This window comes from Jiangella gansuensis DSM 44835 (genome assembly GCF_000515395.1).
Lineage (GTDB): Bacteria > Actinomycetota > Actinomycetes > Jiangellales > Jiangellaceae > Jiangella > Jiangella gansuensis.
Map to the genome: position 1 here is coordinate 3,000,835 of NZ_KI911782.1, position 12,580 is coordinate 3,013,414.

Consider the following 12,580-nt stretch of genomic DNA (forward strand, 5'->3'; position numbering starts at 1 on the left):
CCGCTATGAGAACGACGCCGCCCCGCGTGACCGTGTAAGCCGTGACGGGCTGACGTTGGCGCAACAGGCGTAAGCCCGCCGGCCGACGAGGCCCGGAACGGCCGCCAGGCCGCACGCCCGGCCCGGAGGCCGGGCGGGCACGGCGCGCGCAGCGCGCCGCTTGATCCTAAAGAGGTCTAACCGGCAATCTGTTCGGCTTCGGCTTCGCTGTGCTGAACTACTCGACTGTGCTCACCTGGTATCCGTATCGCTCGCCTCGTCTTCGATAGGCGTCGTCGCCGCCCTCAAGGAGATCGCAGACGTGAGGACGGGTTCGCGGGCTATCGACTGCGCCCGAATCCTTCGGGCTACCGTGCTGCCCAGATGCATACATGGGCAGCACTAGCTCAGCCTCCCCTAGCACCGTTAGGTTTGGGCTATGGGTGGCTAGGATCACCTGACGGCGCTCCTTTGCGTGCTCCAGGTGCCTGACAATCGCAGACGCGATGTACCCCGCGTCCAGGTGGTCTTCGGGCTGGTCGAGAATCAGCGGCTCAAGACGATCTGCACAGAGCATGAGGCTTAACAGTATGGAGCGCTGCTGTCCGGCAGAGAGGTGGTCGAACTCCTGCGCATCTGCAGAATTGCGCTGTCGCACTCGGATGCGTGGGCGGTCCTCCAATAGCATGTACTGGAGCTGGAAGATTGTCGCCCAAGTGAATATCGCCTCGACGCGGTCGATGGCATTGCCATCGAAGAAGCGATCCCCATCGGCCTCTATCAAGAGCGGACCAAGCTTTCCCTTTGTAAGGAGCAGCTCAGCGAAGTCTTGAGGGGTGATTGCCTCCGCGAGGCGATTCACGCGAGGCGCGCGGAATCCAAAATTCGTGCTAAGCCATCGGGCCCATTCATCGCGCACGCCATTACGCTCGAAGGTAATTTCGATAGTAAGGCCGACAGCTAGGTTGTTGGCGATTTCGACCACTCGTTTAAGGGTGGCTTGCCGCCGCTGGTGAACGCGGTCGCGCTCGCTAATGAGTTGTTGCAGTAGCTTGCTCCTTTCTCTTCTTCGAGCCTGATGAAGTTTTTGGCGCTCGCGAAGTTTGGCCAGTTCGGTTCGGACAGTCCCCATCCGCGATGCAATCCGGTCAAGCTCGCCCACCTGGATCTTCAAGCCTTGCTGTTCCAGTTCTTGCCGGCGTTGGTCATGAGTTGCTTTCCACTCACTGTGCTGCTTCCGCCACAGCGCAAGTAGGTCGAGAGATGGTTTGGCGGCAGATTGAGCCGCGGCGTTGTAGATCTTGGTCGCTTGCTTTAGGTCGTTAGCGAACTTGTTCAACTCTTGGCGAAGTCTTCCTTCGCCCTCTATAAAGTCGCTTGCGGGTCGCTCAGTTAGATCCACGCCGTACGTGGTTGCGAGCTTGTCTAGGTCGATCCTGCTTATTGCTGCGGTGTTCGAGTAGTGCGCCTTGATCTGCGAATCGAGCGTCTCGATTAGAGGGCTCTCTGTTGCGAGTATGTTGGCATACTTGACTAGCGCCTCGATCTTCCCGCTCCGCGCAGCTTCGAGGCTAGCTTCGAGCTGGCTCAGCTCGACTTCTAACGCGCGGACCTGCTCGACGCTTGTTGAGGTCTCGCTGACGTTGGTCGCATTCTCCTTAAGGAGATCGAGAAGTTCGGCCTCCTTCTCGTGATGTCCTTGAAGCTCGCAGAATTTGTCGAGAAATGTGAGGATCTCTCGCGGATTTTGGTGGTAGTTGCGAACTAGACGACCAGATTCGTCCTGAGCGAGGTCGGCAAGCATAAGGGAGACTGGTGCTCCCGTCGCTTCGTCAAATGGGTCCTCGCCGCGCACGCGAACCGCGGTTCTCTCGTTGCCAATTCGATCAACGAACGTCACGGTGGTGCGTTCGGGCATTCGGCTCGCATCATTTGGGTTTTCGTCCGGTCCTAATTGAGCGCCGAGAGCTGCGCGAATCGCAAGGAGCGCGGTGGACTTGCCTGATCCTCGACCTCCTATGAAGCAATTCAGATTGTTTGAGAGCGCTACGGTTACCCCGTCGAGGAATCCTCCTTCAAATCTTGCGGCCAGTACGCGAGGATAAGTTGGCGGGAGTTCGGCCTCGACCTTGCACCGAGCCTTCGGATTGTGCACAATTGCGTTGACCACGGCAGCGAAGTTTGGTTCGTCCACGCGCAGTCGCGATATCGTCCGCCGACTCTTGTCGACGCCCAGTTGCGCGACCGTATGCGCGTCGGATGACATTATTCTTGCGAGACCACGATCAGCGAGTTTTGTATTAGCTTTCCGAGCATTCCACGCCGCGAGCCTGTCTGCGTCCGTGTCCGCGTCGGTGAACCAGGACAGAGATTCTGTCTTCGAGTACTCCAGTGCCGAGAGTCCGGGATGCGCGAGCAGTTGGGTAAGCTCGGTGCGCGTCATGCGCTCGACGATCCCACCGGCGAGATCGATGTGCGCGGGTATGGCTAGCCCGCCGCGTTCGCTGATCTCGTTGACGAGATGAAGAATGGAGCGGCTCGATCGCACGCTGGCGTCGAGAGGATCGGGTTCGAGACTTAGGTTGCTTGGTCTCGCAAAATCCTCAAGAACACCTAGGCTGCCGGGTCCGAAGAGTGCGAGAAGGTGTCCCTGGTGAGTGGTAATTTCGATACCCGGGAGTACCAGTAATCCCGTTCCGTCGGCTTCACGGATTGCTGCCGCTACATTCTTCGTCGTATTGTGATCTGTGATGGCAAGAATTCCGACGCCCCGTGCTAGAGCGGCCTGGATGTAGTCGCCGATGTCGTCAGGGTCGCCTGGGCCGTCGGGGAAGGTGTGCACGTGCAAATCTGCTCGGACGAATTCTGCACCTGCCATTACGGCCCCCTCGCTCCAGGACTGGTCCCGGCCGTTGCCTGGTGGATCGTGCGTGCGACTGTCGTCGGCCGGGCTGGCTGGTGAGTGTCTCAGGTGGGTAGGACTATTGGCGGCGTGGAGAGACAGGGCCGCGTTGAGATCCGCGTTAGCCCTTCATGCCGAGGCTAGAGTTGGTCACCTAGCTGCTACCTTTGGTGCGACCTGGTACTTCTTGTGCGCCTCGGTGAGGGGAGTCGTTGTGTTCGCTCTGGTGGTTCGGTTCGATCTGCGTGACGAGGAAGCTGCGGCGGCGTTCGATGCGCTGGTTCTCCGCACGGCTCCCGGCATCAGGGAGTCGGAGCCAGGGACGCTGGTGTACGCGACACACGGCATCGAGGGTGAGCCGCTCGCCCGGGTGTTCTACGAGGTGTACGCAGACCGTGCGGCGTTCGAGGCCCACGAGGAGCAGCCGCACGTGAAGACGTTCCTGGCCGAGCGTGGCCAGTACCTGGCATCGACACGGGTCGAGTTCCTGACCGAGGGCCCGGCTAAGGGCCTGCCCGACGGGGCCAGAGGGTGACGGACGAGGCGCAGGCGTTAGGGCGGCGGGTCGCGCAGGCTCGCAAGCGTCGGGGTCTGTCGCAGCGGGAGCTGGCTCGGCTGCTGGACCGCTCGGAGACGTGGCTCTCGCAGGTGGAACGTGGCGTGCGGAAGATCGACCGCATGTCGGTGCTGGAGCGCGTCGCTGAAGTGCTGGAGGTCCCGCTTGCGGAGCTTGCGCCGGACAGGCCGGTCGTCGCAGCTGTGCACGAGCGGCCGGCGCCTGCCGTTGATCTGACCTTGGCGCTGAGTTCGAGCAATGCGCTCGCGGCGGTGCTTGCTGACCGCTCTTCGGCCAATCTGCAGGAGCTGACGGGGTCCGTCGATCAGGCATGGGCGCTGGTTCATGCGGCGGAGTACGAGCGCGTCAGCGACCTCATGATGCGACTGCTGCCCGAGCTGGAGTTCGCGGCTCGTGCGTCGGACGGTGAGGTACAGACGGCGATCTACACCGCATTGGCCAGGACTTATCACGCCTGTGCGGCGGTGTTGTCCAAGCTCGGCGAGCCGTCCGGTGCCTGGGTGTCTGCGGACCGGGCCATCGCCGCAGCGGAACGCTCCGGTGACGCACTGCTGATGGCCGAAGGGGCGTTCCGGCTGGCCCTCGTCTTCCAGAGCGCACGGCTCTATGACCAGGTCATTCAGACTGCGTCGACAGCTGTCGACGCGCTTTCGGTTCGGGTCGACGCTCGGGACCCTGCAGGCATCTCATTGTCGGGCTCGCTGGTCTTGCAGATGGCCATTACGGAGGCTCGGCGCAACAACGCCGACCAGGCCTACGCCCATCTCGCTGAGGCGGAGCGACTCGCACGGAGCCTCGGCGCTGATCGCAACGACTACGGCACCGAGTTCGGTCCTACGAACGTCACGCTTCATCAGGTCACCGTTGCAGTCGAACTCGGCGACGCTGGCCGTGCATTGCGGATCGCGTCTGACTTCGACCCGGCTGACCTGTCTCCGGAGCGGCGCTCGCGCTATCAGGTCGAGCTGGCGCGCGCCCATGCTCAACGCCGCGACGCTGCCGCCGCCGTAGCGGCGATCCGTGAGGCCTATGACATCGCACCGGAGCTGGTCGTCGGTCACCCCACCGTCCACGCCCTGCTGAGCGACCTCCTACGCACGGAAGGCGGACGAGCGACCGAGGTCGGTGATCTGGCAAGGCAGGTAGGCATGACACTCTGAGTGACGATTCCGCACTTTGAGTATTGACCCGTACTAATAGTGCGGGTAGTCTTCTGATCATGACGCGCTGAGGAACGTCCTCGGCGTCACATGAAGGAGGCCAGTCATGGCGTTGATCAAGGGTCACCGGTTTCCGGTGGAGTTCGGTGAGGCGTTCCCGCGTGGTCTGGTGATGGTGGGTGAGATCGAGCCGGATCTGGAGTACCAGTCGCAGGAGGACCGGGCGCGGGGCAAGGAGCAGCGGCAGCGGGTGGACGAGGTGTCCGGGCTGCGGCAGTGGAAGGCCACCGTGACGGACCCGGACGAGGCGAAGGCCAAACGGGCCAGCTTCGAGGTCATCTTCACCGCGGAGGTACAGCCTGCGCCGTTGCCGGACGAGGTGCTGCCCGGGATGCGCCCGATCGAACTGGTGGGCGTGACGGCGTCGCCGAAGGTGATGGGTCAGGGCGAGTTCAAGTACCTGGGCTACGAGTACCGCGCCACCGGGGTGAAGGCCCCGAACGGTGCCCCACGCCCGCCCGCCTCGGCTGGTCGTGGCCAGGGCGAGGCCAAGCAGGGCGAGCAGAAGGCCGGTTGACGATGCCGACCGAGCGTGAGGCCTATCTGAGCGTGAGTGTGCCGGTGGCGGTGTCGGCGTCCTGGTCATCCGCCCACGAGGTCGTGATCATCAACGGTGCCCACGGCGCATACCCGTCGTTGCAGATGCATCTCACCGTCGAGCAGGCCGCGGAGCTGGCGGCATCACTGACCCGCTCCGTCCTGGCCAGCGACCCGGACGGGCTGTCTCGGCGGTTGGTGGATGCGGCGGGGGAGGCGCTGGCGCATCACTGGCGCGACGCTATCCCCACCACCGACCCCGTACCGGTAGGTGCGTCGACATGACGACGACGGTCGAACATGAGGCCTGGTGCGAGGACCAAACGACCGGCCATGAAGGCCCGTGCCGGTTTTACGGCGACAGCCTGTCTGCCCGCGGCGTCGTGGTCACGTCGACCGCCGAGGCGACGGGGAACGGCGCGGTGGTGGTCCTGACGACGACCGGGCGTGACGGGCGACCGGTTCGGCTCGTGGTGGCTCCGGCGGTGGCGTCGTCGTTCGGACGGTCGCTGACCCGGCTCGGTGTGGCGTTCGAGGGGCGTGCCCCGCGCCGCTCACCACTCACGACGACGGCAACGACGGCGACTGCCCGCGGTGGTGTTGTCGTCTCGCGATGAGACCCCACCGGGGACGGGTGCAAGGCCTAGGAAACCGTCCCCGTCCCCGGTGGCCCCAACCACACCCCCACGAGGGAGGGGATTGGTGTGCCCAAGCCTATGTTCTGGCGACTCCCCGTCGCTCTACTGGCCGTGATCGTCGTCCTGGTGCTGTCCGCGGCCCGCGTCGCGACCGCGATCGTCGATATCGACGCTGAGCGTTCCACCGCGGCGGACACCGCGCAGACGGCTCGGTGTGGTGACCGGTCGTGAACGGCGAACCGGTCCTGTTCGGGCTGCTCCCGCATGACACCACCGAAGACGCCTACGCGTTCCACTGCCCCGTCTGCGACCGTGTCCGCTCCACGACACCGGATCGGCCGTGCCGGGCCTGTATGGACGTGGTGAAACCGCCCCGCCGGCGGACGACCAACGGTCGTGGTTCCCGGTGAGCCGCCCGCGCCTGTCCTGCGACGGCTGCGACTCGACGACCGTCGACGTCGACAACGCGGGTGCCTGGTTCGTCTTCGACACGGCAGACGTGCCGGGGAATGCCCGCTGCCCTGACTGCCTGCCCGACCAGGTGAGCGGGGGCGGTGATCTGTCGTGTCTGCGCTGACGGCCTGCTCGTCGTGTGGCTGCCCGGTGGATGCGGTGGAGGTGTGGTTTCACGCTGGCACCGGCGAGGCGACCTGTCCTTCTTGTCATGACGTTGATCGGTCCCGGCATGCCCGGTTGACCGCGCTGAGAGGTGAGTACCTGTGAGAACCCGTCGACGACTGCACACGCGGCATTGCAACCGGTGCGCGTCGCATCTGAACGGTTCCGGGATGGTGCTGCATGGTGCCGGGACTCTGTGCCCGGACTGCTGGGTCACCACCCGGACCGAACGGTTCGAAGCGAAGGCTCGCGCCGCGGTGGCCGCGACCCTGGCTGAACAGGGCGGGTGGTGACGCCCGTGTTCGCGAGCGCTATCCGGTTCATCAAGGCGGTGCTGATGCTGCCCCGCTCCGTCGTGACGGGTGCGGCGTCGGTGCTGACGGGGTGGTGGATGCTGCGTCTGCTGTGGCGGTTCAAAACCCCCATCGCCATCGCCACAATCGGCCTGTTCACCTTCTCTGCCTACGGCCTCCCCGGCCTGATCGCGCTCGTGGTCGTGCCGCCGCTGGTGTCGTTGACCTGGCGGTCGCTGCATCCGGTGTCGCATCGGTGGTTCACGGATCGGCTCGCGGCCCGGTATCGGCTGCGTCACGTCTACGGTCCTCGCTGGCATGACATCAGCCAGGCGTGCGGGCTGCACGAGACGGTTCCCGGCGGGAGTGTCGCGCCACAGCTGCAGCGCGTCATGGTCAGTGCGGTGGGGGATGTGCTGCGGGTGCGGATTTTGACCGGTCAGGTCCCGGCCGACTACGCCCGCCGGGCCGTCGACCTCGCGCACGCGTTCGGTGTCCCCGACGTGCGGGTGTCGTCGCCTGCTCCCGGTCTGGTCGATCTGGTCCTGGTCGTGCGCGACGTGCTGGCTGAGCCGGTGATTCTCGACGACGTCCCGCCGGTGACGGATCTGCGGGCGGTCCCGTTCGCGGTCGGTGAGGACGGCCAGTGGCGGACCCGGAACTACGCGAACATCGCGGCCGAGGTCGGCGGCGGTGTCCCTGGTAGTGGGAAGACCGCGGGCGAAACGTCGTTGGCGTGTGGGCTGGTCCAGAACCCTGCCGTGCAGTACGTCGTCATCGACGGCAAGGGTGGGGAGGACTGGTCCTGGATCGCACCCCGCGCTGCGGCCTACTGCGCGGAGGATGAGGACCTCGAGGCCGTCCTGGCCGTCGTAGAGCAAGTGCACGGCCTCATGCGCACCCGGCTGAAGAACCAGAAGACCACCCGTGGGGATGCGAACTTCTGGAACCTGCCCGCCGACCCGGCACATCCGGTCGTGTTCGTGGTGGTGGATGAGGTGCAGACGTTCACCGACACCAAAGGCATGGACCCCGACACCAAGCTCCTGGCGCAGCGGATCACCGCGCGGTTGTCGGCGTTGGTGAAGAAGGGCCGTTCCGCCGGCATCATCACCCGCCTGTTGACGCAGAAGCCGACCTCGGATGCGATCCCCACCAGCATCCGCGACAACGCCAGTGTTCGGACGGCGTGGCGGGTCATGTCCCGGGAATCGGCGGAGGCGATCCTCGGTCCGGTCATCAAGGACGCGGACGTGTCCCCGGTCGACATCCCCGAAGCGCTGCGTGGTGTCGCCGTGGTCGCCACCGACACCGGTCGTCTGGAACGGGTCCGGTTCCCGCTCGTCGACGAGCGCACCGCCGAGGCCATCGCCACCCGCAGCGCCGGTCTGCGGCGCGAGCTCGCCGCCATCGGCGCACCCACCATCGACGACGGGAACGACAAGACGGCGGCGGGGGCTGAGAGTGCGGGTGCCGCGGGAGTGGCGTCGTGACCGTCACCGCACTGTCCGCCGCCGTTCCGGATGACGCGACCCTGCGGGAGATCGCCGCCAAACAGGGCGTGTGTGTGCGGCCGATCCTGCAACGCGTCACCGACACCCTTATCGGCGCGACGAGGACGGTGGTGATCCGGTGCGGGGCCACCCGTGCCAAGGTGTGCCCCTCCTGCGCCGACACCGCCCGGCGGCTCCGGATTCAGCAGTGCCGCGAGGGCTGGCACCTCACCGAGGACCCACCCAAACCCGAGCCCGACGACCAGGCCGACGAGGACGACGAGGACGGCAGGCAGGGCGACGGTGACGAGCACGACGAGGACAACGGCCGGCGGGTGAGGTCGACCAGGCGGCGCCAGGACGCCCCGGACCTGCCCCGGCTCGCTGTGTCGGACCGCACCACGGGCCGGGTGTTCGAAGCCCCGGACGGCAAGACCTATCGGCCGTCGATGTTCGTCACCCTCACCCTGCCCTCGTATGGCCGGGTGACCGGCGAGGGTGTCCCGGTCGACCCGGCCAGCTATGACTACCGGCGCGCGGCGCTGGATGCGATGCACTTCCCGAAGCTGGTGGACCGGTTCTGGCAGAACCTGCGCCGAGCGACCGGCTACTCGGTGCAGTACTTCGCCACCGTCGAACCCCAACGCCGCCTCGCCCCGCACCTGCACGCCGCCATCCGCGGAGCCATCCCGCGCAAGCTACTGCGCCAGGTGGTGGCCGCGACCTATCACCAGGTGTGGTGGCCGCAGCTCGACGAGCCCGTCTACACCGACCCCGACGAGTACCCGTTGTGGGACGACCTGGCCCAGGCCTACGCCGACCCACACACCGGCGCTGTCCTGCCGTCCTGGGATGACGCACTGGACGCCATCGACGACGACCCGACCGCGATGCCGGCTCACGTGATCCGGGCCGGGAACCAGGTCGACATCCAGGGCGTCATCGCCGGCACGCCGCTCGCCGACCGGGTCATCGGCTACCTCACCAAGTACCTGACCAAGTCGATCACGGACCCGCTCCACGACGACGACGGCGACGGCGACGGCGAGGTGCCCGTCTCGGCCGCGAGGCGCGCGCACATCGACCGCCTGGCCGAGGAGGTCCGGTGGCTGCCTTGCTCGCCCACCTGCGCGAACTGGCTGCGCTACGGCGTCCAGCCCAAGGACGCGAAGGGCGGCATGGAGCCCGGCCGGTGCGGGTCGAAGGCGCACGACCGTGTCCACCTCGGGCTCGGCGGCCGCCGCGTCCTCGTCTCCCGACGCTGGACCGGCAAGACCCTCGACCAGCATCGCGCCGACCGTGCCGCCGTCGTCCGTGCCGTCCTCGCCGAAGCCGGGATCGAGATGGACGACCACGACGAGCTTTCGGCAACCGCCACCCGCCCCGACGGGCAGCCGCGGTTCGTCTGGACCGTCACCCACCCCGGCGACGTCGACGGACCCACCTACGCCCGCCTCATCGCCCACGCCCTAGCCCAGAAACAACGCTGGCGAACCCAATACGAACACGCCAAGACCCGCGCCGGACCTGCGGTGCTGGATCTTTCGGCAACCGCACAACCTGCCGCTGCCCCGGCGGCGTGACACGGAAGGAACAGCCCGCATGAACACCACGGATCGGCTCTGGACGGTGGACGACGTGTCCAACTTCCTGGGCGTACCGGTGAAGACGCTCTACCAATGGCGATGGCGTCGGCAAGGCCCGCCCGCTCGGAAGGTCGGCCGGCATCTGCGGTACGACCCGGCGAAGCTGCGCCTGTGGCTGGACGCCGAGGACTGAGGCGGACTGATGGGCCACATCCAGGACCGCTGGTACCGGCAGAAGGTCGACCCGGAGACGGGTCAGCCGGTGTTCACGCCGTCCGGTCGTCCGGTGCTGGAGAAGACCGAGCGGCACGGCATCGGTATGCGGTACAAGGTGCGCTACCTGTCGCCGGACAACAAGGAGCGGTCGAAGTCGTTCCCGGACCGGCAGAAGCGGCAGGCCGAGGACTTCCTCATCGGCGTGGAGGCGGACAAGCGCGAGGGTCGCTACATCGACCCGGCGGCGTCGGTCGTCACCTTTCGGCAACAGGCCGAGAACTGGCTGAAAGGGCAGTCACCGGACCCCGGTACGCGTGAGGTGTTGCGCAGCCGTCTGACGAGCCGGATCTATCCGTCCTTCGGCGATGTGCGGGTGGGCCGGATCACGCCGTCGATGGTGCGTGACTGGCTGGGGGAGCTGGACGAGCGCAGGTGTGCGTCGAACTATCAGGTGGCGTTGTTCACGCTGGTGTCGGCGGTGCTCGATGCGGCGGTCGACGACCGGCTGATCCGGGACAACCCGTGCAAGGCCAAGACGGTGCGGCGACCGGTGGGGACGAGCCCGCGGGTCGTGGTGTGGACGGAGAAGAGGGTCCATGCCGTGCGCGCCGGCCTGGGGGAGCGGTTCGGCGTCGTGGTGCCGCTCGGGTCCGGGCTCGGCCTGCGGCAGGGCGAGATCCTGGCCATCTCACCGGACGACATCGACCGTGCAGCGCAGGTGGCGGTGATCCAGCGGCAGCTCAAGACGGTCAACGGGGTCCAGATGTTCGCGCTCCCGAAGGGTGGCAAGACCCGGACGGTCCCGGTGTCGGGCGGGCTGCTGGACGTTCTGGACGAGTACGGCGAGCAGTTCCCGCCGGTCGAGGTGAAGTTGCCGTGGCGCGTTCCCGACGGGGAACAGGTGGCGGCCCGGCTGATGGTGACCGGCGAGAACGGTCGGCTGTACTCCGGTGACCTGTTCACGAAGGTGGTGTGGCAGAACGCGTTCAAGGCGGCGGGCCTGACCTACCGTCGGCGGACGGACGGCATGCACGGACTCAGGCACTTCTACGCCTCGACGTTGCTCTCCCGCGGAGTGTCGATCAAGGAGGTGGCCGAGTACCTGGGGCACGCCGATGCCGGCTTCACGTTGCGGACGTACACACATCTCGTGCCGTCGAGCCACGAGCGGGCCCGACAGGCCGTCGACGCCGTGTTCGGATCTGAAAGTGACGGCCCAGAGACGGCCCGATCATGAAAACCGGCCCTATGCGCGCCCTCGGACTAGAAGCTCACCACCCCTTTGAGCAGCTGTCTTGCCATGACCATGCGCTGGATCTGGTTGGTGCCTTCGTAGATCTGGGTGATCTTCGCGTCGCGCATCATGCGCTCGACGGGGTAGTCGCGGGTGTAGCCGTAACCGCCGAAGAGCTGCACCGCGTCCGTCGTCACCTCCATGGCGACGTCGGAGGCGAAGCACTTCGCGGCGGCGCCGAGGAAGCCGAGCGAGGCTTCCTGACGTTCCGATGCCGCCGCCGCGCGGTAGACCATCTGCCGGGCGGCTTCGACCTTCATGGCCATGTCGGCGAGCATGAACTGCACGCCCTGGAAGTCGGCGACGGGGCGGCCGAACTGCTGCCGTTCCTGGACGTAGGCCGTCGCTGCCGCCACCGCGCCGGCGGCGATGCCCACGGCCTGGGCGCCGATGGTCACTCGGGTGTGGTCAAGGGTGCGCAGCGCGATCTTCAGGCCCTGCCCGAGGTCGCCGACCAGCCGATTCTCCGGGATCCAGCACTTGTCGAACAGCAACTCCCGGGTGGGTGACCCCTTGATGCCGAGCTTGCGCTCCAGCGCTCCGTACGAGAAGCCGTCGTCGGAGTCCTCGACGACAAAGGCGCTGATGCCCCGGGATCCCGTGGCGGGGTCGGTGACCGCCATGACGGTGTAGTACTTCGAGACGCCGGCGTTGGTGATCCACGACTTCTGCCCGGACAGCACCCACCCGTCGCCGTCGCGAACCGCGCGGGTCTGCATGGACGCGGTGTCGGAGCCGGCCTCCCGCTCGGACAGGCCGTAGGAGAACATGGCGTCGCCGGCCGCGACCGGCGGCAGGTACCGGGCTTTGACGTCGTCCGACGCCGCCAGCAGCAGCGGCATGGTGCCGAGCTTGTTCACCGCCGGAATGAGGGAGGTGGACGCGCAGGCGCGGGCCACCTCCTCGATCACGATGCAGGTGGCGAGCGCGTCCGCGCCGGCTCCGCCGTACTCGGACGGGATGTGCGGCGCGTGGAAGTCGGCCGAGCGCAGGGCGTCGTACGACGCTTGCGGGAACTGCGCGGTTTCGTCGACCTCGGCAGCGTGCGGCGCCACCTTGTCGGTGCAGATGTCGCGCACCGCGGCACGGATGGCCTCGTGCTCCTCGGAGAGCCGGTACAGGTCGAAGTCGGCATCCATGTCCCGATGCTACTCGCCAGTAGGGTACGGCTGGCAAGTGCTTGTCAGGGGCCGGAGGTACCCTCGTCGCAACTCGGTGAACTGCTTT

General features: G+C 66.5%; 11 protein-coding genes. 9 read left to right on the plus strand and 2 right to left on the minus strand.

The features are described from left to right. Nucleotides 1-217: 217 nt before the first annotated feature. The gene (locus JIAGA_RS33855; RefSeq protein WP_084469685.1) at nt 218-2,857 is read right to left on the minus strand and encodes a TrlF family AAA-like ATPase; all 2,640 of its coding nucleotides are present in this window, start codon (nt 2,855-2,857) and stop codon (nt 218-220) included. A 238-nt stretch (nt 2,858-3,095) separates the two neighbouring features. Here JIAGA_RS33855 and JIAGA_RS0114495 point away from each other — a divergent pair, with 238 nt between their 5' ends. From JIAGA_RS0114495 to JIAGA_RS0114555, 9 genes are all read left to right on the plus strand, one after another. Further along, a complete protein-coding gene (locus JIAGA_RS0114495) occupies nt 3,096-3,416 on the plus strand; it encodes an antibiotic biosynthesis monooxygenase (protein ID WP_026876225.1) in 321 nt (106 codons plus the stop codon). Next, nucleotides 3,413-4,618, plus strand: coding sequence for a helix-turn-helix domain-containing protein (locus JIAGA_RS0114500; RefSeq protein WP_026876226.1), 1,206 nt, complete (start codon nt 3,413-3,415; stop codon nt 4,616-4,618). The genes JIAGA_RS0114495 and JIAGA_RS0114500 overlap by 4 nt, the downstream gene beginning before the upstream one ends. Before the next feature lie 106 nt (nt 4,619-4,724). Next, entirely contained in the window at nt 4,725-5,195 is a 471-nt protein-coding gene (locus JIAGA_RS0114505) for a hypothetical protein (RefSeq protein ID WP_026876227.1), read from the plus strand. 2 nt (nt 5,196-5,197) lie between these two features. Continuing rightward, nucleotides 5,198-5,500 carry a hypothetical protein gene (locus JIAGA_RS0114510; RefSeq protein WP_026876228.1) on the plus strand — a complete coding sequence of 101 codons (303 nt, stop codon included), beginning with the start codon at nt 5,198-5,200 and terminating at the stop codon, nt 5,498-5,500. A gap of 419 nt (nt 5,501-5,919) precedes the next feature. After that, entirely contained in the window at nt 5,920-6,084 is a 165-nt protein-coding gene (locus JIAGA_RS34590) for a hypothetical protein (protein ID WP_157553167.1), read from the plus strand. Between the two features lie 685 nt (nt 6,085-6,769). Then, on the plus strand, nt 6,770-8,257 hold the full coding sequence (locus tag JIAGA_RS33155; RefSeq protein WP_157553169.1) for a hypothetical protein: 1,488 nt from the start codon (nt 6,770-6,772) through the stop codon (nt 8,255-8,257). Continuing rightward, complete coding sequence (locus JIAGA_RS0114545) at nt 8,254-9,840, plus strand: replication initiator (protein WP_051426093.1); 1,587 nt, start codon at nt 8,254-8,256, stop codon at nt 9,838-9,840. The genes JIAGA_RS33155 and JIAGA_RS0114545 overlap by 4 nt, the downstream gene beginning before the upstream one ends. A 19-nt stretch (nt 9,841-9,859) precedes the next feature. Further along, nucleotides 9,860-10,036, plus strand: a complete 177-nt coding sequence (locus JIAGA_RS0114550) for a helix-turn-helix domain-containing protein (protein WP_026876232.1) — start codon at nt 9,860-9,862, stop codon at nt 10,034-10,036. 9 nt (nt 10,037-10,045) lie between these two features. Further along, entirely contained in the window at nt 10,046-11,296 is a 1,251-nt protein-coding gene (locus tag JIAGA_RS0114555) for a tyrosine-type recombinase/integrase (protein WP_035812548.1), read from the plus strand. Nucleotides 11,297-11,322: 26 nt separating this feature from the next. Here the strand turns inward: JIAGA_RS0114555 and JIAGA_RS0114560 are convergent, their stop codons facing one another. Continuing rightward, nucleotides 11,323-12,492, minus strand: a complete 1,170-nt coding sequence (locus JIAGA_RS0114560; protein WP_026876234.1) for an acyl-CoA dehydrogenase family protein — start codon at nt 12,490-12,492, stop codon at nt 11,323-11,325. Nucleotides 12,493-12,580: the final 88 nt, after the last annotated feature.